The sequence below is a fragment of the Chryseobacterium sp. KMC2 genome (assembly GCF_016756935.1).
Classification (GTDB): domain Bacteria; phylum Bacteroidota; class Bacteroidia; order Flavobacteriales; family Weeksellaceae; genus Chryseobacterium; species Chryseobacterium rhizosphaerae.
On the sequence record NZ_JAESIT010000019.1, the window covers coordinates 16,348 to 40,777 of the forward strand.

Below are 24,430 nucleotides of genomic sequence, written 5' to 3' on the forward strand. Positions count from 1 at the left end.
GATTGGTTTTTATTTTATTTAAAGTTGAATTTTACAGTAAACATTACCTGACTAGGGCGGAGCTGCATTGTTGTCTGTGTAATAGTAGCATCTCCTACATTGATCCTTTCAAATACTTTTCTGTCTCCAATATTCATCCACTTTAATTCGAAGTCTACTTTTTTCTTTGCCCAGCTAAATTGATAAGATACATCAAAGAAACCGTTATTTAACTTCGTTTGTCCCAGTTTTGAGTTAATCTGATCCCAGTAGAACCCTATGGTATGGTTTTCTATTGGATAGAAGAACACATTCAAATTATGGGTATATCCCTCAGTTTTTCCAAGATCATTCTGAATAATTCCGTTGGATTGTTTATTCCATGATTTGGTCATGTTGAAGTCTACACTCATCCAGGAAAAATAGGTGTTGTTCAATTTAAACCCTAACGTATTTCCGTCATTTGTGGTGTTAATGTCCTGATCATTTCTTCTCGACTGAGATTTTGAATTTGTATTGTTATAGGTCAGGGAAGCATTTGTTTTAAACTTAGGAAAATATTTTCCAATTTCTGCATAGTAACTGTTGCTTGTTCTTTTGTTTTCACTTTCAATATACTCAATAACACTGAATCCTAGTTCATTTACAGCACTTGAGGCCAGTAAGTTATTTTTAGCATCACTTAATCTATATCCGACATTAAAGAAGATATTGTTTAGTGGGTTTCTATACTCTAATCTTGCACCTGCATTTTTTGTGGTCGTTTGAGGTATTGGATTTTTTGGATTCATCACATTAAATCCTCCAGGGCTTGTTAAAATATACCCTGCATAAGCAGTCTGGATGTCCCCAAAATTATTACTGATATTCCCACTCAAACTTGCTTTAAAAAATGAAGCAAAAGAATACTGAGCAAAGATATTAGGGGTAAATGTTGTTTTATTTAAAGATTTTGAAACATTTCTGAATGCATCTTCAGCTTTAATATTATTGAAGTTGACCGGGAAATTAGCAAATAAGCTCCAAGCTTCAGATTTATAGTTAACTCCTACTGATGCATTTGGATTAATTTTCGTGAATTTCAGATCGTTTTCATAAGCTAAACTGTTGAAATCAGGAGAGTTGTCAACTGTGCTCCCATCAAAGTTTGTCGTCAGTTTATCTGTTGAAAAATCAATTCCGATCTGTGGAGTAAACGTCCAGCCTTTTGTTGAAAAACTGATGTTTGCAGAATGTGATGTATCTAATGTCTTAATTTTAAAAGTCTGCAAAGCTGTACTTCCCGGAGTAAAATTAATCGTTGAGAAATCTGTACTTCCCGGCTCTTTGTAGGGGAACTGTAAATAGTTGGCAGGAGAAATTTCCAATGTCTGCCTGTCATTCTGGTAGTTAATAAAGGATTTAAAATTGATCATTTTTTCTTTCCACGGAATAATGGTACTCAAAGAGTTTTGAAAAGATGATGTTGGGGATTCTAAGGCTTCATTTCCAAGTCTGTAGCCTGTTTTATCATTTCTTTCAGCAACAGCTCTGTCTGCGTTCCAAAACTGGGAAAAAGTTGTTGTATTTTTAAAGAATCCTTTCTTTGCATTTTTAGTAAATATCAATTCTCCTTTTACCTTATCAGTATAGAAATTGTTCAGGAACTTAGTATTGTATTTCGTTCCCTGCTGGATATCAGTAGTTGTACTATTGGACTCTCTTTCTACCGCATTATTGGTATAATTGGCATTGGCTTTTAATTCCCATTCTTTTTTCTTATCAATATTGGTAAGGTAATTAGCAGAAAGATAATGAACACTGTTCATCAAATATCTTTTTACCGGAAGATCGGGAACACTGGCATTTTCAACACTTAACCAGTTATTTTGGGCAGCATTTATTCTTCGCCCTTCCCATCCGCTTCCAAAGGCGAGAATATTTCCTTCATTTTCTACCTGCTCACCCATATTGTTGGTTTTATAATTGACCACCCATTGGCTTTTCTGTCCGAAAAACATGGGAGTCAGCTTTACATTCCAAAGCCATGGATCTCCAAAACCTGTTCCCACTTCTCCTCTTCCGGTCATGGTTACAGAATTTTTAAGCTTAATATTAATCGCTGCCTGATCTGAAGGTACTTTATCCTGAAGAATTTTAACCGGCTGGTGATTTTCGAGAACTTCTACTTTCTGTACGGCGTCTTTTGGCAGCGAGTTGTTGATGGTTCCATAACCGCCTTCCATAAGATCTTTACCATTAACATAGAATTTATTGATTGCATTTCCCTGATAGAGAATTGTTCCGTCTTTATTGACTTCAATTCCCGGGATTTTTTTCATTACATCGGCAAGGGTTCTATCGTTTTTACTATTAAAAGCCTTAAGGTCATAAGAAATTGTATCCCCTCTGGCGGTGATCATTTTGGTCTTCAGCTGCACTTCTTTAATTTCTGTAGCCTCCGACTGCATTTTAAAATTCAGGTTCTGATCAGCATTACTGATTTGTTTGGTAACCGGTTTTTGGTTAAACGCTTTCACCTTAAGATCCACATTAGCTTCTGGAGAGGTGAATGTCACTTTATATTCTCCTTTAGAATTGGTGATTCCGTACGCCAGAATAGCATCTTTGCCCGGTTCTTCAACCGTTACGCTTGCACTTGGTATGGCTACCCCATCATCATCAGTAATTTTTCCTGACACCGTTTTCTGCGCAAAAGTGAACACAGAAATAAAGATCATCAAAAATAAAGAAATATTTTTTTTCATATTTAGTATTTACTCCAATTAGTTAATAGTTGTTGACTTTCGTTACACTTTTCATAAAGATCATTTTTAAATCGAAAAGTTAAATCTATATCACTACAAATATAGTTATAATCTGACAAGATCAATTCCTTTCCATTTACATTCACGAAATACAAATACTGAAGTAAAAAACATTCTATTGTTACAATCACATTATCAGATGGGTAGAAAAGAGAAAGCAAATTCTTATATTAACAACAATTCATCTATTTTATTTTTAAATTAATAAAATTATACACTTTTTTATATTTGAATATTAAAAGTAAAGTATAATTTTTATTATCAGAATTAAAACAATATAATGACAAAATTTGGAAGATTTTATTAACTTTTATCCCATTCTCTTTGTCGGATAAAAGCGATACATTAGATGTCAGAATGAATTCTTGTTCATTTTATTTGTGTTTTTTTGCCCTGTAATTTATTTATGGGGCAATTTATTCATAGGTTTTGAAATGACCTTAAAAAAGGCAATAAATGACTTTTTATTATTTTTATTTAGTCTAAACAGTTGAGAATAATTTCAATCATAGATAAAAAATAAAACCAAACTCTTCTCATTATACTTTAATTTAATAATTTTGTAATATAAAATTTACATAATGGGAATAAATTTAAAGCCTATAGATATTGTAGATGACATTTCTCAGGAGGAATTCTACGAAAAATATCTAAAGCCAAGAAGGCCCGTTGTCATCAAAAATATGGCAAAAAAATGGCCGGCATACCAAAAATGGACGATGGAATATATGAAGGATGTTGTAGGAGATGTGGAGGTTCCGCTATATGACAGTTCAAAAGCAGATCCTTCTGCCCCCATCAATTCTTCTGCTGCAAAGATGAAGTTTGGAGATTATATAGATCTTATTCAGAGGGAGCCTACCGATCTTAGAATTTTCCTTTTTGATCCGATAAAATTTGCCCCGAATCTTCTTGAAGATTATATTTCACCTAAAGAATTAATGGGTGGGTTTTTAGATAAATACCCGAACATGTTTTTTGGAGGTAAGGGTTCCGAAACTTTCCTTCATTTTGATATCGATATGGCGCATATCTTCCATACTCACTTTAATGGAAGAAAACATATTCTACTATTCGATTATAAATGGAGAGAAAGGTTATACCAAATTCCTTATGCCACATATGCCCTGGAAGATTATGATATTGAAAATCCGGACTTCAACAAATTTCCGGCACTGGATGGTGTAGAAGGTATTGAATGCTTTCTTGAGCATGGAGATACGCTCTTTATGCCTACAGGATGGTGGCACTGGATGAAATATCTGGACGGAAGTTTCTCTATTTCATTAAGAGCATGGGATAAATCATGGGCGGTAAAGGCGCATTCTTTATGGAATCTTACGGTACAGCGTAAATTTGATGATATCATGAAGTCCAATTTCAAAAAAGAATATATGGACTGGAAAGAAAAATTAGCCGTTAAAAGAGCAGAACTGGCCTTGCAAAGAGGTCTTCCAAAATAAAAAAAAGACGTTTCGATCAGAAACGTCTTTTTAGTTTATTCATTCATTATCAAATCATTACAAGACCCTAAATATAGGATACTGTCTGAATGTTTTTTCTTCAAAATAAGGAGAGTATCTATAGACCCAGTCCAGCTGCATTTGACCATCTTCTGAAAGCTTTTTATCTGAAACTTTTGCTTTGTCAAAGGCCTCTTTCAACTTTTTATCTTTCTTCAACAGGTCTGCAGCCGTATCTTCAAATATATAGGCTGAATAGTATTCTTTCTGAGCTAAGATTCCATCAAAGAAATTCCAGTTAAAAAATGAGTCTAACGCCTCAGGTTCAAGCGTTTCAACAATATATTTCACACCAGGCTGGTGAGTAGAAACCAAATAATCCCCTTTAGAAAAAGTATATTGTTTTTCTAAAGGCTCTACAGTGGTTTCATAATGCAGATAATGTCCTTCGTAAGGATTTTTAACCGTTTTAAAATCTTTAATCTTATAAGACTCTACTGCAATAGCACTGTCTTTCTGAAGCGGCTTCATCTGAATCCCGTTTCGTTTAAATTCTTCAATAACTCTATACTGAGCCTGTGGAATCACATAGTATTTAGGAATGGTAATATATCCTGTAGGAACTGCTGTATTAAAAAGCTTGATATTCTTTGTAAATGGTTTGTTTCTATCGTAATACAGCCTTGGTTTTCCTGAGATTTCGCTGGGTTTATATTTTCCCTCATATCCTTTAAAATCCATGGTAGAAAATTTTGTAGAGTCTATTTTCCAACGGATTCCATACTGTTCCCCAGGCTGGTATTGCTTAAGGTTTTCTATACGAAGCTGTTTTATTTTCTGATAATCTTTATCCAGATTTTGCAGATTCACCAACATATACTTGTAAGTTGCGTCTACTCTTTTGTCATAAGGTTTCAGCATATGGGTTTCCGGAACGGTTCCCAAAGAATTGAATAAGGTTGTATAGCCTGTAGAATATCTCGGAGAATCTTCGAATGAAGCAAAACCAACCTCAGGAACATCACCGTGAATATTGACGTAAGGAGTACTTTCGTAGCCTAATTTCTTCATATCATCCAGATTTTTAGCCTGATAATCATTATAAAAATAAGCTCCCAACACATTTCCTAAGCGTTCTTTAAAGGTTGAAATATAGGTAAAAGTATATTGATAATCAGCCCCATTACTTACATGGTTATCAATAAATACATCGGGTTTCAGCCATTGGTAAATTTCCTGAAAGCTTCTGGCATTTTTAGAATCTGCTTTTATAAAATCCCGGTTCAGGTCGTAATTCCTTGCGTTTCCTCTGAATCCGTATTGCTCCGGACCGTTCTGATTGGCTCTGGAATACGAACCTCTGTTCAGCATTCCGCTGATGTTATAGGCAGAAATGGCTGCAATGATAAAGTTCTGTGGTGTTTTAATTTTCCCGGTTGCCAAATCACGCATCAGCATCATGGTGGCATCTATACCATCCGGTTCTCCGGGATGAATTCCGTTGTTGACAAAGAGGATGGCTTTATCTTTTCTCAGTTTTTCAAGATCTTTTTCAGGGAAAGGATTATACACCACCACATAAATGGGTTTTCCGTTGTCATCTTCTCCTTTTTTAAGGTATTGAATGGTATTAAAATTTTTGGATAAATCCTGATAATAGGTATTCATTTCATCATAGGTAACAGTTTGGTTACCATTTCCTTTTTCAAAAGGAGTCTGAAATGTTTTTTGAGCAAAAGCCAGAGATGAGCTTAGAACAAGCAGAAGGTATTTCAGTTTCATTGATATTTTATTTTCCGGATCTAAAATTAGGTAATATGATTGTGGCAGAAAAGCAAAATGCTAAAAAGACAAGATTATCTATGATGAAATAAAAAAGAAGACCTCATAGGTTTTGGAAATCTATGAGGTTGGGTTGTAGAGAATATCATATTCATCTTTTAATTTTATACGTTTCTTCCTTTTTCATGAGGATATAAAAGTGGAAGCGGATCACTTTGCCAGCATTCTTTAGTATCAATATCCATGACAGATAAAGCTCCTGTAAAAGCGGCCCCGGTATCCATATTCCAGATATTTGCCTTATTTACGGGGGTTTTACTTCCAATATAGAGTGTTGGTGTATGCCCGATAAATATTTCATGATATAAAAGCAATCTTTTGGGATAAAGCTCTGAGTTTTTTGCCAGTTTTTTATCCATTGCTACCGCAGTTTCCCAAAGGGTTCTGTCCCATCTGTAATTGCTGGAGTAGACCTCTTTTTCGGGTCCATGCATAGAAGAATATCCTGCATGAATAAACAGCCGGTTTTGACTATCCACATGGTAGTTTTTCATTTTCTGAAAGAAGTCAAGATGGATTTCTTTATCCTGCTGAGAATAATCTGCATAACTTTCTACTGTACTTTGTCCACCATTGAAAAGCCATACATCAGGTCCGGTTCCTGCCAAGAGCCAGTCTTCAGTCCAGGCATCATGATTCCCTTTAATCAAAATACATTCCTGCTTTTCTGAAAGCCCTATTAAAAAACGGATAACCCCTGAAGATTCACTCCAGCCATCTACATAATCTCCCAGAAAGATAAGCTGATCATCGTCCGTGACCTCTGCCCTTTCAAAAACCTGCTGAAGCGCCTTAAGTCCTCCGTGAATATCTCCTATCACTAATGTTCTTCCCATCCTTATTTTGAAATATATTGTGCATCTACAAAATCTGTCAGCCAGACTCCGTTAGCTGAAAGATAGAAAAACAATCCATCCTCATACATTTTTCCGGTTCTAATAGTCAGAATAATGGGTTTTCCGTGTCTCATCCCCACCTTTGTAGCCGTTTCTTTATCAGCACTTAAGTGTACATGTTGACGGCTTCTTTTTTCTATTCCCTTATCCAAGATGGAGGAAATATTGGCTTCTGCAGTTCCATGATACAAAAAATCAGGTGGCTGTAAGGCTTCCAAGGCTAAATCTATATCAATAGAATGTCCCTGGCTGGCTCTGATCATGGTTTTATCTTCATTAAATGCAAATCTCTTTTTATTATTGGTTTCAACCACCTCATCTAATTCTTCAAGAGAAAAATGCACCCTCTTTTTAGCTGATTTTGTTCTCAGCTCTTCTACATCTGCCCATCCGTTTTCATCCAGCTTCAGGCCGATAGTTTCGGGTTGGTGCCTCAAAATAAGGCTTAAAAATTTACTTATCCTTTTTGTTTCTACTTCGTTCATTGTTTTTTGTGTTTTAATTATGCATTATAAAATTCCGGGGAAAAAGTGACGGTAAACCCTGTTGTTTTAATGATATCATCTGCATATTGATCAAAATAATAGATCTCCGGTGATATTGAAAGAGTCACAAATGATTTTTCGTACAGGTAAATCCACAAACAAGATTCAGCCGGTCCTCTCCCTTTAAGCATATTTTGGATTTCTATTCCATTGATCTTATTCAAAGGAACTAGTAAGGTTCTATTTTGATCTGAAAAACCCAGCAGACTATTTTGATTGTCTATCCAAAGTAAGGTATTATCCTTTATCCTATTCTGTACTTCAACCGGAGTCTCAAATGCATAATCCGGAGAATAATGAACACGGCAATTTCCAACTTCCAACGCTTTATTGATTTCAATTCTTCCATGATATTTCTTCAAAGGGAAGTTCACAATATCATTATCAGGATCATATTTGGAAAACATTTCGGTAAGGGCTTTTAGGAAAGATTTCATTTGTTTATTGAGTATTTACTGTCTAATTTTTCGCATAACTTCTCGATATCATTTCTTCTCACCAATTCATCAACCCATTCCTGAGGAATATTTTCAAACCCATAATAAATACCTGCCAATCCTCCTGTAATGGCTCCTGTCGTATCGGTATCTTCTCCCAGATTCACCGCTTTCAAAACAGCTTCTGAATAACTTTCCGAATTAAAAAAGCACCATAAAGAGGCTTCCAGACTGTGTAGCACGTAGCCACTTCCTCTGATTTCATCTTCAGAATAACCTGAAATATCATTTTTTAAAATTCTTTGGAAGAGTTCAGTCTCACTTGGGTTAAAACCTTGTAATTCTGCATATTCCAAAACCATTTTTTGCATATACTCATAGGCTTCTGTTTTGTTTTTCCCTTTTATTAACTGAATCGCAAAGATTACATAGATAAAACAAGCAAAAACAGATCTAAAATGGCCGTGCGTAATGGTTGAAACTTCCCTTACGGTCTTATATAACCTCTGAGTATCATCTTCATTTTCCAAATAAAAAGCTAAGGGAAGAATTCTCATTAAAGAACCATTCCCATTATCTTCTTCAAAAATATTCCCTGAAAATCGGGCGCTCTCTCCTTTAATTAGTCTTGCAATCGCTTCCCGTGTAGTTCCTCCAATATCGAAAAGTCTTCCATGAGCGGTCCAATGTCCATATCTCACCCATTTTACAAAGCTTTCCCCTATCTTTTCCAGGTTATAGCCTTTTGTAAGTGCCTCAGCAAGGCAGAGCGTTAGAGAGCTGTCATCACTCCAGGTTCCTTTGGGTTGATTATGCGAGCCAAATTCCTGCATTTCGGTAACAGGAAACTGTTTCAAATATTCTCTGTCTTTAAATTCAACAGGAACACCTAAAGCATCTCCCGTACAAACGCCGAAAATTCCTGATTTAATAATATTTTTCATTATTTCTTTAACTTTGAAAATATCCGTTTCAAAAAGGATTTCTTTTTTTCTTCCCTTTCATTCAATTTTGTAATAAATACATGTGGATCCTCTAAAAATGAATATGCGTTTGATTTTCTAATATCATCTAGAATCACTTCAAAATCAGAATAAAATACATTCCCATTTACATTCATAACTAACCAATTATTATTCTTACAAATAATTAACATTTGTTTTAGAAAATTTTCAATGTTATTCCTGTTCCTTAAGTCAGTTCTAAACTGAAATCCAGAGATTTCATGAGATGAAATAACTGACATGAATGCGTCATTATCTTCATTATTTTTAGTATTTCCCTTCCACCCAAAAAAATTTTCGTTTGACCAATCTCTTAAAGGTACATGTTTCCCGATTTCTTCCTTTATTAATTTTGTATCTATGAAAGCACCTTTCCACCAATTAAAATTTAAATAATAACTCCTCTTATTTGGATTTGAAAATACTCTCAAAGGGATTTTATTATTATTTTTCAACAATTTCTTTTCAGGTATTACAATAAGTTGATATTGCCAGATAGCCATTATGCAAGATTTATCAATTTATCAAACAACAATTTCATTCCTTGTGTGGCCGTTTCCTTCATCACTACAGCTCTTTTTCCGTATCCGAATTCTGTTTCATTGGGGTTGATAACAATTAAAAGGCAGTTGTCGTTAATCTCATGAATCAGCCCGGCTGCAGGATATACCTGTAAAGAAGTTCCAATCACCACTAAAATATCTGAATCTTTTACGACTTCTCTCGCTGTTTGATACAACGGAACATCTTCTCCGAACCAAACGATAAACGGCCTCAACTGAGCGCCATCTTCGGCTTTATCTCCAAGGTTGATATCATCTTTTTGCTCGTAAGTCAGGCTTTTATTGTTACAGGAACATGATTTAAACAATTCTCCATGAATATGAAGAATATTTGTAGAGCCTGCTCTTTCATGCAGATCATCAATATTCTGGGTAATAATCTGTACCTCAAAATATTTTTCCAGTTCTGCCAGCAGCTTATGGGCTTCATTAGGCTGTACTTCATGAAGCTGGCGTCTTCTCTGATTGTAGAATTCCAATACCAGAGCCCTGTCTTTGCGCCATCCTTCCGGACTGGCCACATCAGTTACATTATGATTTTCCCAGAGACCATCTCCGTCTCTGAAGGTTTGAATTCCGCTTTCGGCACTGATTCCTGCACCACTTAATATGGTTAGTTTTTTCATTTGTTTTAAATTGTGTTTTGTACACTGTGTTTTTTGGCCACGAATGCACGAATATAATTGATTTTAAAGAGGAGGATTTAAAAGCTTTTTATAAATTTCTTCATTCTCTTCATCAAAACAGACAAAAATAACTTTCTCTATGATATCTGAATGAAATTCTCTTACTTCATTGACAGCAATTTCTCCTGCCAGCTCTTTTGGAAACCTATAAATTCCCGTACTGATATTAGGAAAAGCAATGGTTTTGACTCCAAGGTTTTCTGCCAACAGTAAAGAGTTCTTATAGCAATCTGATAAAAGCTTCGAGCTTTTTTCTTTATCATCATTCCAAACTGGCCCTACTGTATGAATAACATATTGTGCAGAAAGATTTCCTGCTGTTGTTACTACTGCTTCTCCTGTATTGCATTTACCCTGCCTGTTTCTGATCGCTCTGCATTCTTCCAGAATTTGTGGTCCTCCAGCACGATGAATGGCACCATCTACACCGCCACCTCCCAACAAAGAAGAATTAGCTGCATTGACAATGGCATCTGCATTAATTTTTGTGATGTCTTCTCTTATAACTTCAATTTTCATAATTTTTTTTTCAAAGTAGGTGTAATCATTACTTTAAATTAAGCTTCCTGTTTAGAACTTCATCATCAAATAATAATGGTTTTTCTTCAGGAATGACAAGCTGATCTAAATCATCATTCAGAACAAACTGATACTGTTCCTGAACAAAATCAGAGATATTTTCAATTAAAATAATATCTTCTTTTGCAAAAGAATGGATATGTTGATTTCTTAAACCAATTTGTATAGCTTTTCTTTCCAGCTTGTTTCCAAAAGGATCATGATCCGGATCCCACTGAAGTCTTACAGATGATTCTTTCACTTGTTTCTGCCACATTTCTCTGGATATTCCAAGATCATCATTGTAGCTAGAAACAATAGAATTTTCAAGGTATTTTTTGAATGCATCTAACTTTAGATGTATAGCTAATACACATTCCTGTCCTTCTTTTGTTCCCCAGCCATTACGATACATCATCCAAAGGAAATTAGGCTTTATCCAAGTCATCCTTTCCAGACTGAATCCACCACCAAAATATTGATTTTTAACCGCAAATTCTCCTATTGCTCTTTTATATGACTGATAGACTACAATTTTCTCATCATCATATTGTGCCATGATGTAATGTCCTTTTTGAGGCCAATCTGGTAGCTGTTCTTTATATTTTTTTAATGTAAGTTTCATTGTATTTCTTCAAATGGCTTCAGCATTTCTTCTTTCTTTGTAAGCACTGCAAAAACCACTCTTTTAAATTTGTTCTTATATTTTCCCTGGAGGTACTTTTTGAACAGACCGGCAATTTCTTTCGGATCGTTTTTGAATACTCCACAGCCCCAGGCTCCTAAAATAAGGGTTTCATTTCCCTGATGTAAGGCTAATGACAGCATTTTATCTGTTCTTATGTCCATAGCACCTAATATCTCTTTTTCTCTTTCCGGTTCCTGACGTTTTACTACGCCTGCATTCACTGCCGGAGACGTTATAAAATTACACAGAACAGGTTTAGGTAAGAGTTCTCCTTTATCTTTTCTAAATACTGGAACCTTTGGACTGTAAATCATTGTATCGGTATAAAAACAGGATTCCATTGCTCTGTGAACGGTGTAATAATCCCAGGCCTGAAGCAGACTTTCATACAGACCTGAAGTTCTTGCCAGACTTTCTTCCTGGGCTTCTGCTCCGTTGATAAATCCTCCACCTGGATTTTTGGCTGATGCAAAGTTCAGACACATGATCTTTTCCTGATCTACTTCTGTGGCTAATTCTAAAATAGCTTTTAGTGAACTGCAACGCCAGGTTTCAAATTGAGTATCAAAATCAACTTCAGGCATTGGAGCAACTGTAAGCTCGGACAGTTGTTCCGGAGTGAAAAGAGCGGTTTCTTTTTTACTGATTTCCAACTCTTTTGCTATATCTATTCTTTCGTTTTCTGTGTTTATATAATATTTTCTGGCCAGGATATCCAATGTATCTTTTGCCATTCCTTTATTGGTCATGATTGTTTTCTCTTTGGCCACGAATGCATGAATTATTTATGGATTCGTGGTGGTTATTTTTAAAGCATTCACCAGACTTTCAATTTCTGTATTTGAAGATCCTTTAAAGTCGTTTCCTACAAATACTTTGATCACTTCTATGTTTCCCACAATGGCTTGATTGAATGCTTCCAGCTCTTCTGACGGAACCCACAATTCATTATGGTTTCTGGCACCTACATTCTGTGCCGGATATTGATTGGCAGCTTCCTCTGAAACATCAAAACGGGTTACAAAACCAAGATAGTTTCCAAACTCATCTCTGGTATTCCATTTCTCAGCAATTTCTGAGGCATAGTCTTCATCCAGTACTGGATAAAAAATAGGTTGCCATTCCAGTCTGGGTGGAAATTTTTTGTATCCATTTTCCATAATCAATACCATTTCCTTCTCTCCTACCGGTCTGTACAATCTTGTTGTTTTCATGTTTTTAATATTAATTTTCTGATCCAATCCTCTGAGCAATTTCTTGGGATAACGGATATATTTTTTCTATAGGCAATAGTTTCTTTGCTTTATTAAATTCTCCTTGCTTGGTAAAAGTCAAAATCTTTTTTACCAGGGGTGAATAATCTTCTATTTTTACAATCCAGTCTTCATTAAATTCTTCTATCAGATAGCGACTGATCCCCACCTGAATGGAACGATATTCCAATTTGTTTCCTTTAATATTTCTTTCAGGATCCCACTGTACATAGACTTTCGCATTTTCAAACTCTTCTTCCCAAATTTTGGGATTGGGATAGACTCTTTTTTCAGGAGAAGTTAAAATAGCCAGTTCCAATGCTTTTTCCCAGGCTTCTCTTTTAATATGTATAGCAAGAGTGCATTCCTGATTGGATTTCTGTCCGTAATTACTTCGTTCCATCATCCAGAGAAAAGAAGGTTTAATCCAAGTCATTCTGCTGAATGAAAAAGGAGCACTGAACTTCTGATTCTCTACGGCTGCTTTTGCAATGGCTTTATTATAAGCCTGGTAGACAACAATGGTATCACGGGTATAATCTGCTCTTATTTCAAATTCTTTCATCTCATTCTAATCAAAATCATAGACATACACCTCAACATTTTTATTCAGTAAGGTTCTTTCTATGATAGGTTCTATCTGCTCCCATTTTCCGCCAGCCAGTCCACATCCGATTCTCGGCATATGAATGCTTGCATCAAGTTCTTTGGCTTCTTTGGCTAATGTTTCCAGGCATTTTTCAATGGCTTCATAGCGAACGGGAACTCCGTTGCTTCCGGTTTTCATTCCTTTCTGGCCGATCATATTAGCTACATAGATATATTTTTCAACCTGTACAATCTGAATTTCTCCCAATCCAAAATGATTTTCACTTCTGAAACGGTGCCAATTTCTGTACTCTTTTTCCGGAACTTCCCATCTTTTGGAAACTGCCAGTACAAAGCCTTTTCCCCAACCTCCCAGATCATTACAGATATGAGCAATAATTTTTATTCCTTTTGCCTGTGGAACTGTAGCATCTCCTTTTAAATAGTGTATCGTTTTCATTGTTTCTTTTTCAAAATGCATTTATTTACCTCATCATTCTATTCCAACCCTAAATATAAGATAAAACCTCTGTATTCAGTATTAAATCAGCCTTTTAAAATCTTTTGAATAAGGGGAATAAGATCCGAAAATGGTATCAAACTTCATTTCCAGTTTATCAAATTTAAACTCCTCATCAATCTGATCCAGACAGGTTACCACTAAATTCTTTTTTGTTGAATTGACATAGGCTCCATCCAGTTTTAAGGCATAATTCAGAAGCTTATAATCTAAATCACCAAATCTTAGGTCTTTCTGATACTCATTAAAGGTACAGGTTTCCTCTTCATTGTTTTTCAACATCATCTCTTTTTCATTGCTCATCCAGCCATTTCCGTGGCGTGTTGCATAACTTCTTGTCACATAAAACATTTCAATATCTTCAATATGAAGGTTTTTACAGATCTCATAAGCATTTTTTGAGGAGGTATGAGCATAGGTTACGTTCGGAAAAACACCGTGATCCATATCTAATAAAATCCCCTGGCTTCCTTCAAATATGAGGTTTTCAAATGAATTCAGGTAGCTATAATCATCTATTTTCCAATTGATTTGTTCAATAGCGTCTAAAAAAGGTTTCATCTGTTCATCCATTTGATCCTCATCCATAAAACCGTAGTAATAAGCAATTCCCTTCAATTTTTCAATCAACATTTCTCTTGGAGCAATAAAATCAATCGCAAACAGTTTGTATGGGCTTTCATTTCTTTTCATGGTGGCTCCTACTCCTTTTCCACAAGTTCCGTGTTCCAGATTTTTGGAACTATTTCTGTTTTGCCAGACATCAAAAGGCGTAGTTACCTTGGCTAAAGGATGAATATGAAGCTCTGTATTTCCGTTTTTTGCTTTTAATTCTTCCATTTCGTTGAATAGAAATTGAGGATGAATCGTGCAATGTTCCGAAAGATAAGACGGTAATCCGCGAAGAGCTCCGCTTGCAAAGCTGGAATGAACATGCTTTCTGTCTTCCATCATTACTGTATGAGCCGCCTGTTGACCTCCTGAAAATCTGATCACCACGGACTCCGGGTTTTGTTGAGCCAGAAAATCTGTAGTGATTCCTTTTCCTTCATCTCCGAAACCTAATCCTATAACTATTTGCGCCTTTTTCATGTCTAGCATTTTTAAAATTATTGCCTTTCCGGCAAATGGGTGTTCTAAAGCATCTGTATGTTGTCTAATCCTTCAGGGTTTGATCTTCCAAAGGTTTGATCTTTATATTTTTCACAGATAATCCTTTTGATCACCTCTGGAATTTCTCTGTGGTCTTCTATGGATATACAATTCTGACCTAACAGTTCTTTCCAGCCTCTGTCTGCTCTTACAGCCTGATCAGAATGTAAAACACTGATGTGGTATACTTCGTATCGTTTTTTAGCTTCTTCCAACAGTTCATTATGAGTATAGGTTTGTTGTCCTGAACCCATAATTTCTCTGATGGCTGATGCCGGAAGTACTTTCAGACAAGGTTCGTCACCTACAGTAAACAATAATCCTTTCTGATTTCTTTTTTCAAAGGCATCTGTTCTGGTATGGAATGCGGCAAAATACCATGCTAAAAGATAGCTTTCCCCAGCATTTCCGCCACCTCCGGATTCAATATAAGTACGGGTAAGCCACATATCCAGTTCTTCATCTCCGGACTCAAACTGCCCTACCTGAAGCGGATAACTATCACATTCATGATCTCCTATCCCAAGGAAAAGCAATGCCGGATCCGGAACTCCGCTTTGGATAATTCCACCCATCAGCTTAGGTAAGCCTTCTCTGATGAGCTCATGAGGAATATGTCCCATACTTCCAGTTACATCCAATCCCAGGATAATTGGAACTGAATTAGGGTGCACTTCAGAATCTCTGGATTCCCTGAAAGAAATTCCGTTAGGAATCATTGAGGGATGTGCCTGTCTTTTGGCATTCTGTGTGAAGATTTCACTTGCAGATTTTGTTTTATAACCTGCTTTGCTTGCTCTGTCATAACGAGCGTCTATATCGTATCTTGTACTTCCCATGACTAAAATGTTTTTCCGAATAAATATTCAAATCTCTTCTGACTCACTTCTAACTGAATATTTAGATTTCTGATTGTTAATGATAATTCCATGTCTTTCTGAACGAATGCTTCGGGATTAAAATCCGCAAAAGTCAAACTGTTTTTGTCCAAAGGACTGATATCAATAAGTCCTTCCTGTTCCCGCTCGAGTCTTTTTATTTTCAACTCGATGTCTTCTACCTTGCGCCTATAGATCAATTCTGAATCTTCTCCGATCGTTCGCGCACGGTCTTCTCTGATCTGATCATTATTTCTCTGTAATGATTCGATAAATCTTGGTTTTAATTCATCTTCCATATCTGATCATTTTTTGTGTTATTATTACGCTAATTAAAAAGAGCATAGCTATGCTTCATTCCTGCATTCATTTTTAACAGGAATACATTACATCAGTTCTTAAAACATATTTTAATCCGCTAATCAAGGTTTTTCCTTCATGTCTTAAAGGATGGTAAAAGATTAAGGCGGTGCCTTTCTTAGGAGCTACTGTGAAAAGATTTTCAAATTCTGTTTCTCCGCCTTCAAAATCATCATTCAGATAAATTAAAAAGGTATAGAAACTCTTTTCTTTTTCATTTCTGATATAACTTCCGTCACGGTGCATTTTAAATTGCTGGCCGGGAGAATACTTATAAACCCTGAACATCTCATTAAAATTCAAAAGTTTGAAGTTTTCATGTTCCTGTGGAAGAAATTCAGCTGCTTTTTTAAAAAGATCTTCGGCCAGATTGTTATCAAAAATCATCAGCCTGTCATTATTTCTGATCCCTTTGCTCATCAGTTGACGTCCACCAACATTGATCTTGGCTTCTTCAAAATCTTTTCCTTGTGATAAGGCAATGTATTGATCACACTCGGCTTCCGTAAGAAAGTCTTCAATTAAAAATATCTGCGGATGTAGGTCTGTTTTTTCCATGATTAATATTTTGTGACTGGTTCTTGTGTTTTTACCCTCTTAATTCATCCCGTACCTCCATCAAGGCAAATCCTAAAAGGTTTTCTCCGTTCCATAATAAAGGATTTTCTGCTCTTGAATCTGTTTCCAGCATCCCGATTCCCCAAATGGTATCATAAGGACTGGCTTCTACAAGGATCTTATTGTTCGTTGATAAAAGAAAATCTTTATATTTCTGGTTCTGTGAAAATTTTAAAAGATTTCCCTGTTTTACAATCTCATATTTATGTTCATTCCAAAGTTTCGGATCAAAATTCTTTACTTTTCTTCCCAGACTTTTAACCTGATTAGGAGTGGATGCCTGCAATATTTTTTCTAAGGTTTCGGGATCATTGAATAATCTTGCTTTACCAGCCATCATATAATGTTCTGCTGTGTTATAAACAATCCCGTTTTCTTCAAACTTTCCTGTAAACCATTGGCTAAAGCATGACTTGGTGATTTCATCTTTAACCGTGTGCCCCCAGAAAAATAAAAACTTTATCCTTTCTTTTTTCTGAAATCTGTCTTTAGTATTTTGTCTGGTGTATTTCATGATTGCGTTATTATTACACAAATGTAAGCGAATCCGGATTTATCTACCAAATTTATTTGTGTCATTTTTACACTAATAAATATAAACAACTGATTATCAGATATAAAATTTTAATTAATAAAAGACTAATACCACAAATATTTTGACAAAAATGGTACGAGTCTATTAGGTTTTGGCTAAAGCCAATTGAATTTTTGATCATAAAAAAACGGGCTAAAGCCCGTTTCTATTGAATATCTCTTCTGAATATTTTTCTTAGATATAATATTTAACCATAATTTTCAATAATGCATTACTTGAAAATTGGTGATTATTCGTGTAAGATTTTGTGTCATTTGTGGTTAAAAATCTATTTGATTTCAAAATAAAACCCTTCTTCCTCCAGTTCTTTATACTTTTCCTGATTAAAGGTAAATAGTTTTCCAGGTCTTCCGCTTCCTTCTTTTTTAACGTTATTGGTTTCATTAAGTAAACCGTAGCTCATGATTTTTTTTCTGAAATTTCTGCGGTCAATTTCCTGTCCCACAATAGTTTTGTAAAGGTTTTCAAGGTCTGAGAAAGGAAATTCTTCATTGAGAAGATTAAAGCCGATTGGCTGATACTGGATTTTGGTACGAAGCCTTTTTAAGGCAATATCAATAATATTTTTGTGATCGAAGGCTACAGTTGGAAGTGCATTGACACTGAACCATTGTGCATCATCTGCATCAGAGTCCGCAAACAGTTCATGATAAGAAGGGTTCACAAGCCCTAAATAAGCCACAGAAACCACTCTGTTTCTCGGATCACGGCCAACGTTACCAAATGTATAGAGTTGTTCCAAAAAATCGGGCTTTATGCCTGCCTCTTCGTGAAGTTCCCTTTTTACTGCATCATCCAGATTTTCATCATCCAATACAAGGCCTCCCGGAAGAGCCCAGCCACCTTTAAAGGGTTCTATATTTCTTTTGATTAAAAGAATCTGCAGGTCTTTTTTATCAAAATAGCCAAAGATAACGGCATCTACAGCCACTTTTATATCCTGTATTTTTTTGGGAGATTCCATAAATTAATTTGCGTTACGAATACACAAATATACAATTTATCATAACAATAAAAAAATTACATATAATAAAAGTTCATACCTTTAAGTTATTATTATAACCAACTTAAAATTAAATATTTATGAAAAATTTACTGACCATTCTTTCCATGGCTTTTTTACTGACAGCCTGCGAGAAAGGAAAAACAACCGCAGCCGGTACTACTGAAAAAACTGATTCTGCCACTGCAAAATCTGAATGGAAGCCCGTAGATTCAGCCACTGCAACGAAAGCATGGATGGAATTTGCCACTCCGGGTGACATGCATAAAATGCTGGCCAAATTTGATGGAAACTGGACTGGTGCTACCAGCATGTGGATGGATGACAGTGGAAAAGCAGCAACCAGCACTTCTGAATGTACTAATAAAATGATCTTTGAAGGACGCTATCAGGTAAGCAACTATAAAGGAAACTTTATGGGAATGCCCTTTGAAGGCATGAGCATTATGGGCTATGATAACGCCAAGAAAAAGTTTGTAAGCACATGGATAGACAATATGGGAACGGGATTAATGCATGCCGAGGGAGATTGGAATGCAGCTAAAAAATCTATTGATTTTAAGGGTAAAATGACAGATCCAAGCCGACCGGGAAAAGAATGTGAAGTAAGAGAAGTCTATACGTTTACGGATGATAATAACCATACCTTGGAAATGTATGGACCTAATCCTAAAACAGGAAAGGAAATGAAAACAATGGAAATAAAATTCACACGTAAAAAATAAATAAAAAACCGCTTCTTAATTGAAGCGGTTTTTGTTTTATAATGAATGAATTAATCATTAAGCTTTAATACAGCCATGAACGCAGACTGTGGCACTTCTACCCTTCCGATCTGCTTCATTTTTTTCTTACCTTCTTTCTGCTTTTCCAAAAGTTTTCTCTTTCTGGAAATATCCCCTCCATAACATTTCGCGGTAACGTCTTTTCTTAATGCCTTGATTGTTTCTCTGGCAATAACTTTCGCTCCCAATGCTGCCTGAACGGCAATATCAAACTGCTGTCTCGGAATCAGTTCACGAAGTTTTTCACACATCTTTTTACCAATATAATAGGCATTACTCTCGTGGATCAGTGAAGAAAGAGCATCTACCATATCTCCATTGATCAGAATATCCATTTTAACCAGTTTGGAAGAACGCATACCTATTGGTGAATAATCAAATGAAGCATATCCTTTGGAAATAGATTTCAAACGGTCATAGAAGTCGAAAACAACTTCAGCCAAAGGCATATTGAATGTTAATTCTACCCTGTCTGCCGTTAAATAACTTTGGTTAACAATCTCTCCTCTTTTTTCAATACAAAGCGTCATAACGGCCCCTACGAAATCGGATTTAGTAATAATGGAAGCTTTTATATAAGGCTCTTCAACTCTATCCAAAAGATTGGGATCAATCATTTCAGATGGATTGTTGATTAAAATTGCAGTTTCAGGTTCTCTTTTAGAATATCCATGGTATGAAACATTGGGTACCGTAGTAATAACGTTCATATCAAATTCTCTGTCAAGACGTTCCTGTACAATTTCCATGTGAAGCATTCCTAAGAATCCGCAACGGAAACCAAAACCAAGTGCTGCAGAACTTTCAGGTTCAAAAACCAAAGAGGCATCATTTAGTCTTAATTTTTCCAATGAGAATCTTAGTTCCTCAAAATCTTCAGATTCAATAGGATAAATTCCGGCAAAAACCATTGGCTTTACTTCCTCAAAACCATCGATGGCAGCTTCTGCAGGATTCACAAAGGAGGTAATGGTATCACCCACTTTAACTTCTCTTGCATCTTTAATCCCGGAAATAATATATCCTACATCACCACATTCAATAGTCTTTTTCGGAACTTGTTTTAGTTTCAAAGTTCCTACTTCATCAGCACCATATTCTTTTCCTGTAGCAAAAAATTTAATCTTTTCGTTTTTAGAAATACTTCCGTTCACCACTTTGAAATAAGCCTCAATTCCTCTGAACGGGTTGTAAACAGAGTCAAAGATCAATGCCTGTAGTGGAGCTTTGGGGTCGCCAACCGGCGCAGGAATTCTATTCACAATCTGCTCAAGCAAATCATGAACCCCTTCTCCCGTTTTCCCTGAAACTCTAAGAACATCTTCATATTTGCACCCTAAAAGTCCCATAATTTCGTCGGTAACTTCTTCTGGGTTTGCAGATGGAAGATCTATTTTATTAAGAATTGGAATAATCTCCAAGTCATTTTCCAATGCTAAATATAAATTACTGATCGTTTGTGCCTGAATACTCTGGGCAGCATCCACAATAAGAAGAGCTCCTTCACAGGCAGCAATAGAACGGGAAACTTCATAAGAGAAGTCTACGTGTCCCGGTGTATCAATCAGGTTTAGAATATATTTTTCTCCTTTATACTCATAATCCATCTGGATCGCGTGAGACTTAATCGTAATCCCACGTTCTTTCTCCAAATCCATATCATCCAGCGTCTGAGACTGTAGTTCTCTTTGGGTAACGGTATTCGTATACTCCAAAAGACGGTCTGCCAAGGTACTTTTACCATGGTCGATATGAGCGATTATGCAAAAATTTCGTATGTTTTTCATTTAAGAATCTTGTAATTTGCAAAGATAAAAAAAAGACAGAGATTATTGTATTTCATAATCTTATTGTATCAATTTATTTAAATTTCATCAGGAATGTTGTATTCCCGGGCCAAAGAATCCCATTATACAGGTACAAAATCGTTACGTTGTAGTTTCAATAACAAATAATGACTCTTAAGGATATAAATAAACCGCCTTGGCATTACGATTCAAAAAGATATTCGTCATTATAAAACCAACAGATCTTTTAGCACTGGAGAATTTAACTGATTCAAAATTAAACGGCTCTCACAAAAAAAGATTTGTAAGAGCCGTCCAACATTAAAAAAATAAACTATTATGGGGTCTGTTTAGGTCCGGAATTATTATTTCCGTGAGGTTTTCTTTCATTCATTTTATCTCTCATCATGCCCTCAGACTGAAACAGCTTTAAGACTTTTTGACAGGGAATTACCTGCTGCATTTTATCTGCATATTTTTTTCTGTTATCCAATAGCTTCTGCCCTATTTCAAAGCTTTGCTGAAGTTTAACTTTGGCTTCTTCATCTGATAATGTTTCAGGATTGAAGCCAGGATCGAACTGTCCCTTTATCTGTTTCTGACTTTCCAGATACTCATTATAAAGCTGAGTAAATTCTGCTTTATCATCCTGATCAATGTTCAGATTATCCATGATCATGTTGTTCCTAAACTTCTTAAGCAGTTCTTTTCTTTCTTCAGGAGAAAGATTGTTGATGACTTCTTTCCGTTGTTTTGGATCCATCTTTTTCCAGTCATAATCCGTCCTTTGAGCATTCAAGCCGAAACCATAAATAATAAAAAACGTCAATATTATCTTTTTCATCTTTATTAATTATATAAGTCCAAATAAACGTCTTGCGTCGAGTTACTAGCCAATTCTGCAATTTCAGAATTAGAAAACGAATCCAGGTAATCATTCATTTTGGCTTCGTCTTTTTTGGGTGTGGTTTTCACTGACTTTGGTGACGCTTCTGTTTTTTCTTTTTCGTTTTTAAAAGCATAGTCAACATTACTTCCCTGATTTACAACTGTTTGATTATTATTATCAGCAGAAGTTAAATCAGCTTTCAATGTTTCATAAGCAAGTTCTCCCTCTGTTTTGGGTTCTCCTTTATTGGCCGCATAGGCAGTATCTGAAGTTAACCCTTTTTCAGCAGAGTCATTATCAGAATTTAAAACATAAGTCATTCCAAAAATCAATGCTACTGATGCGGCGGCGGCGTACATCCAGTTTAATTTAAAGACAGGGGCTTTTTTGCTTGTCTTAATATCATTCATAACATTCTCCTGAATGTTTGCAAACAAATGATCAGGGACTTTGTAAATATTTTTACGTTCTAATTTTTCTATGTCGAACTCTTTCATTTCTGTTTTTTCAAAAATTATCTTTCGTAATTTTCTTTAATAAATTCTTCTATTTTCTGCTTGGCATAATGATAATTTGTTTTTAAAGTCCCTACAGACATATCTACAATTTTAGATATTTCTTCGTAGGGCAAATCATCATAATACCGCATCATAAATACCAGTTTTTGCTTTTCGGGCAAACTTTGTATAGCGTTCTGTAGCAGTATTTGTATTTCTTCGGCACTTCCTTCGGTATTGTCGGCGACAAGATTCTGCATATGATATTCTGCATCTTCATCAGTCTTTTTCATTTTATTCATTTTGTTGACCTGCTGTAATGCTTCGTTGGTAGCAATTCTGTAAAGCCAGGTATACAACTGGCTGTCATTTTTGAACTGATGAAAATTCTGATAAGCTTTAATAAAAGTTTCCTGCAAAGTATCCTGAGCAAGATCTCCATCCACGATAATTCTTCGAATGTGCCAATACAATCTGCTTTGATAAGCATCCATCAAGGCACGAACACCTTTTTCCTGGGTCCGTGGATTCTGCATCAACGAAATAATTTCCGCGTCCTTAATCTTCATAAGATGCTTTCACTGTTTTGGATTACAAAAGTAACTGAAAGTTAAATTACTTCTTCAATTTTCACCTTAAAAATCAAAATAATATGAAATTTTCTGGTACTAAGCGTTAGACTACAGGCAATAAGTATGCCTATCCTTACCTTCCAGTTTCCCCTACCCTCTTTCTTTTCAGTACTCGGCTTAAAATCTTATATTTGTTATATGCAAATTGTAATTATCGGTTCCGGAAATGTTGCCTATCACATGGCAAAGGCTTTCAGTCTGAAAGGGATTCCTTTGGCCCAGATTTTTGGCAGGAACGAAAATGAGCTAAAGAAAATAGCTGAAGAACTGAATCTACCTTATTCTACAGAACGGCTGAAAGATGCAGACCTGTATATAATCTGTGTAAGTGATCATTCTGTAGAAGAAGTTTCTAAGAGGATCACGAAGAAGAACTGCCTGGTGGCTCACACTTCAGGGTCACTTCCAAAAGAAATTCTTTCAGGAGAATACCGAAAGGCCAGTTTTTATCCGTTGCAGACTTTTTCAAAATCGAAAGATCTGGAATATGAAAAGATTCCGTTTTTTATAGAAACTGAAAATAAGGAGGATCAAAAACTTCTTTCTGATCTTGCTTCTGTGGTCTCCAAAAATGTAATGGAAAGCACCCATGAAAAAAGAAAATATATTCACCTGACAGCAGTTTTTGCCTGTAATTTTGTGAATCATCTTTTTTCAAGAGCAAAAGAAATTTCAGATTCTCAGGAGATTCCTTTTGATTATTTCTTGCCTTTAATTGATGAAACGGTCCAAAAAATCTATGAGATAGAGCCTAAAATGGCACAGACTGGTCCCGCAGTAAGAAATGATGTAAGAATTTTACAGTTGCACGAACAGTTATTAAAAGACGAGAGTCTTGAAATTTATAAAACAATGAATCATTCTATTCAAAAAATGTATGAGTTATAAAGAGAAATTAAAAGATATAAAAGCATTTGTATTTGATGTTGACGGTGTTTTTACGGATGGCAGTGTTTTTCTTCTTCCCGGAGGAAATATGTGCAGGGTAATGAATGTACTGGACGGTTATGCAGTCGTTAAGGCTTTAAAAAACAATTATTTGATTGGAGTGATCACCGGAGGAAACGATGAGATGGTAAAACATAGAATCAATTATCTTGGAATCCAGGATTACTATCCGAAATCCCATAATAAAATTGAGGATTTTGAGGATTTTAAAAAGAAATACAATCTTAAAAATGAGGAAATCCTGACTATGGGAGATGATCTTCCGGATATCCATATCATGGAAAGCTCTGCAATAGCAGCATGCCCTGAAAATGCAGTTCCGGAAGTAAAAGGAATTTCCAGTTATATTTCTCCAAAAAAAGGAGGGAGCGGTGCTGTGCGTGACGTCATAGAGCAGGTTATGAAAGTTCAGGGGAACTGGCATGATGATAATACTCAATCTGTATAATTCGTATTC

28 protein-coding genes are annotated in these 24,430 nt (G+C 35.7%); 4 read left to right on the plus strand and 24 right to left on the minus strand.

The annotated features are described in order from the left end of the window. Window positions 1-14: 14 nt before the first annotated feature. Window positions 15-2,726, minus strand: a complete 2,712-nt coding sequence (locus JML65_RS18895) for a TonB-dependent receptor (protein ID WP_202271713.1) — start codon at window positions 2,724-2,726, stop codon at window positions 15-17. 641 nt (window positions 2,727-3,367) lie between these two features. Here JML65_RS18895 and JML65_RS18900 point away from each other — a divergent pair. Next, the gene (locus tag JML65_RS18900; RefSeq protein ID WP_084086904.1) at window positions 3,368-4,249 is read left to right on the plus strand and encodes a cupin-like domain-containing protein; all 882 of its coding nucleotides are present in this window, start codon (window positions 3,368-3,370) and stop codon (window positions 4,247-4,249) included. 57 nt (window positions 4,250-4,306) lie between these two features. Here the strand turns inward: JML65_RS18900 and JML65_RS18905 are convergent, their stop codons facing one another. The 19 genes from JML65_RS18905 to JML65_RS18995 all read right to left on the minus strand — a co-directional run bounded on the left by JML65_RS18905 (window position 4,307) and on the right by JML65_RS18995 (window position 18,378). Continuing rightward, on the minus strand, window positions 4,307-6,031 hold the full coding sequence (locus tag JML65_RS18905) for a hypothetical protein (RefSeq protein WP_202271714.1): 1,725 nt from the start codon (window positions 6,029-6,031) through the stop codon (window positions 4,307-4,309). 164 nt (window positions 6,032-6,195) lie between these two features. Continuing rightward, window positions 6,196-6,927, minus strand: a complete 732-nt coding sequence (locus JML65_RS18910) for a metallophosphoesterase (protein ID WP_202271715.1) — start codon at window positions 6,925-6,927, stop codon at window positions 6,196-6,198. Between the two features lie 2 nt (window positions 6,928-6,929). Next, complete coding sequence (locus tag JML65_RS18915) at window positions 6,930-7,472, minus strand: RNA 2'-phosphotransferase (RefSeq protein WP_202271716.1); 543 nt, start codon at window positions 7,470-7,472, stop codon at window positions 6,930-6,932. A 17-nt stretch (window positions 7,473-7,489) separates the two neighbouring features. Then, window positions 7,490-7,969 (minus strand): hypothetical protein, encoded by a 480-nt coding sequence (locus tag JML65_RS18920; protein ID WP_202271717.1) that lies wholly within the window; start codon window positions 7,967-7,969, stop codon window positions 7,490-7,492. Beyond that, on the minus strand, window positions 7,966-8,913 hold the full coding sequence (locus JML65_RS18925; protein ID WP_202271718.1) for an ADP-ribosylglycohydrolase family protein: 948 nt from the start codon (window positions 8,911-8,913) through the stop codon (window positions 7,966-7,968). The genes JML65_RS18920 and JML65_RS18925 overlap by 4 nt, the downstream gene beginning before the upstream one ends. Further along, entirely contained in the window at window positions 8,913-9,476 is a 564-nt protein-coding gene (locus JML65_RS18930; protein WP_202271719.1) for a hypothetical protein, read from the minus strand. The genes JML65_RS18925 and JML65_RS18930 overlap by 1 nt, the downstream gene beginning before the upstream one ends. Continuing rightward, window positions 9,476-10,162 (minus strand): SIR2 family NAD-dependent protein deacylase, encoded by a 687-nt coding sequence (locus tag JML65_RS18935; RefSeq protein WP_202271720.1) that lies wholly within the window; start codon window positions 10,160-10,162, stop codon window positions 9,476-9,478. The genes JML65_RS18930 and JML65_RS18935 overlap by 1 nt, the downstream gene beginning before the upstream one ends. 63 nt (window positions 10,163-10,225) lie before the next feature. Beyond that, window positions 10,226-10,741, minus strand: coding sequence for an O-acetyl-ADP-ribose deacetylase (locus JML65_RS18940; RefSeq protein ID WP_202271721.1), 516 nt, complete (start codon window positions 10,739-10,741; stop codon window positions 10,226-10,228). Window positions 10,742-10,769: 28 nt separating this feature from the next. Continuing rightward, on the minus strand, window positions 10,770-11,405 hold the full coding sequence (locus tag JML65_RS18945) for a DUF4291 domain-containing protein (RefSeq protein WP_202271722.1): 636 nt from the start codon (window positions 11,403-11,405) through the stop codon (window positions 10,770-10,772). Then, complete coding sequence (locus JML65_RS18950; RefSeq protein ID WP_202271723.1) at window positions 11,402-12,217, minus strand: TIGR02452 family protein; 816 nt, start codon at window positions 12,215-12,217, stop codon at window positions 11,402-11,404. The genes JML65_RS18945 and JML65_RS18950 overlap by 4 nt, the downstream gene beginning before the upstream one ends. A 36-nt stretch (window positions 12,218-12,253) precedes the next feature. Then, complete coding sequence (locus tag JML65_RS18955; protein WP_202271724.1) at window positions 12,254-12,682, minus strand: ADP-ribosylation/crystallin J1; 429 nt, start codon at window positions 12,680-12,682, stop codon at window positions 12,254-12,256. Window positions 12,683-12,692: 10 nt separating this feature from the next. Further along, window positions 12,693-13,286, minus strand: a complete 594-nt coding sequence (locus tag JML65_RS18960; RefSeq protein ID WP_202271725.1) for a DUF4291 domain-containing protein — start codon at window positions 13,284-13,286, stop codon at window positions 12,693-12,695. Window positions 13,287-13,292: 6 nt separating this feature from the next. Then, window positions 13,293-13,769 (minus strand): macro domain-containing protein, encoded by a 477-nt coding sequence (locus JML65_RS18965; RefSeq protein WP_202271726.1) that lies wholly within the window; start codon window positions 13,767-13,769, stop codon window positions 13,293-13,295. Window positions 13,770-13,850: 81 nt separating this feature from the next. Beyond that, complete coding sequence (locus JML65_RS18970) at window positions 13,851-14,921, minus strand: adenylosuccinate synthetase (RefSeq protein ID WP_202271727.1); 1,071 nt, start codon at window positions 14,919-14,921, stop codon at window positions 13,851-13,853. Window positions 14,922-14,965: 44 nt separating this feature from the next. Continuing rightward, the gene (locus tag JML65_RS18975; RefSeq protein WP_202271728.1) at window positions 14,966-15,820 is read right to left on the minus strand and encodes a hypothetical protein; all 855 of its coding nucleotides are present in this window, start codon (window positions 15,818-15,820) and stop codon (window positions 14,966-14,968) included. A 2-nt stretch (window positions 15,821-15,822) separates the two neighbouring features. Next, window positions 15,823-16,158: a hypothetical protein gene (locus JML65_RS18980; RefSeq protein WP_084086892.1), complete on the minus strand. Its 336-nt coding sequence runs from the start codon at window positions 16,156-16,158 to the stop codon at window positions 15,823-15,825. Window positions 16,159-16,231: 73 nt separating this feature from the next. Next, a complete protein-coding gene (locus tag JML65_RS18985) occupies window positions 16,232-16,777 on the minus strand; it encodes a prolyl hydroxylase family protein (RefSeq protein ID WP_202271729.1) in 546 nt (181 codons plus the stop codon). A gap of 31 nt (window positions 16,778-16,808) precedes the next feature. Further along, window positions 16,809-17,351: an NADAR family protein gene (locus tag JML65_RS18990; RefSeq protein ID WP_202271730.1), complete on the minus strand. Its 543-nt coding sequence runs from the start codon at window positions 17,349-17,351 to the stop codon at window positions 16,809-16,811. Window positions 17,352-17,700: 349 nt separating this feature from the next. Then, window positions 17,701-18,378 carry an NUDIX hydrolase gene (locus JML65_RS18995; protein ID WP_202271755.1) on the minus strand — a complete coding sequence of 226 codons (678 nt, stop codon included), beginning with the start codon at window positions 18,376-18,378 and terminating at the stop codon, window positions 17,701-17,703. A 137-nt stretch (window positions 18,379-18,515) separates the two neighbouring features. Here JML65_RS18995 and JML65_RS19000 point away from each other — a divergent pair, with 137 nt between their 5' ends. Beyond that, entirely contained in the window at window positions 18,516-19,160 is a 645-nt protein-coding gene (locus JML65_RS19000) for a DUF1579 domain-containing protein (RefSeq protein ID WP_047489907.1), read from the plus strand. A gap of 50 nt (window positions 19,161-19,210) precedes the next feature. On the opposite strand, the gene lepA is transcribed toward JML65_RS19000, so the two are convergent. The 4 genes from lepA to JML65_RS19020 form a co-directional block, all read right to left on the minus strand. Beyond that, on the minus strand, window positions 19,211-21,007 hold the full coding sequence (gene lepA / locus JML65_RS19005) for a translation elongation factor 4 (RefSeq protein WP_047489911.1): 1,797 nt from the start codon (window positions 21,005-21,007) through the stop codon (window positions 19,211-19,213). A gap of 337 nt (window positions 21,008-21,344) precedes the next feature. Beyond that, window positions 21,345-21,851, minus strand: coding sequence for a hypothetical protein (locus JML65_RS19010; protein ID WP_047489914.1), 507 nt, complete (start codon window positions 21,849-21,851; stop codon window positions 21,345-21,347). A 5-nt stretch (window positions 21,852-21,856) separates the two neighbouring features. Continuing rightward, window positions 21,857-22,393: a hypothetical protein gene (locus JML65_RS19015; protein ID WP_202271731.1), complete on the minus strand. Its 537-nt coding sequence runs from the start codon at window positions 22,391-22,393 to the stop codon at window positions 21,857-21,859. A gap of 17 nt (window positions 22,394-22,410) precedes the next feature. Next, window positions 22,411-22,962 carry an RNA polymerase sigma factor gene (locus tag JML65_RS19020; RefSeq protein WP_047489920.1) on the minus strand — a complete coding sequence of 184 codons (552 nt, stop codon included), beginning with the start codon at window positions 22,960-22,962 and terminating at the stop codon, window positions 22,411-22,413. 201 nt (window positions 22,963-23,163) lie between these two features. Here JML65_RS19020 and JML65_RS19025 point away from each other — a divergent pair, with 201 nt between their 5' ends. Together JML65_RS19025 and JML65_RS19030 are read left to right on the plus strand one after the other, a co-directional pair. After that, window positions 23,164-23,913 carry a Rossmann-like and DUF2520 domain-containing protein gene (locus JML65_RS19025; protein WP_202271732.1) on the plus strand — a complete coding sequence of 250 codons (750 nt, stop codon included), beginning with the start codon at window positions 23,164-23,166 and terminating at the stop codon, window positions 23,911-23,913. Continuing rightward, complete coding sequence (locus JML65_RS19030) at window positions 23,903-24,421, plus strand: KdsC family phosphatase (protein WP_047489927.1); 519 nt, start codon at window positions 23,903-23,905, stop codon at window positions 24,419-24,421. Before JML65_RS19025 ends, JML65_RS19030 begins: the two co-directional genes overlap by 11 nt. Window positions 24,422-24,430: the final 9 nt, after the last annotated feature.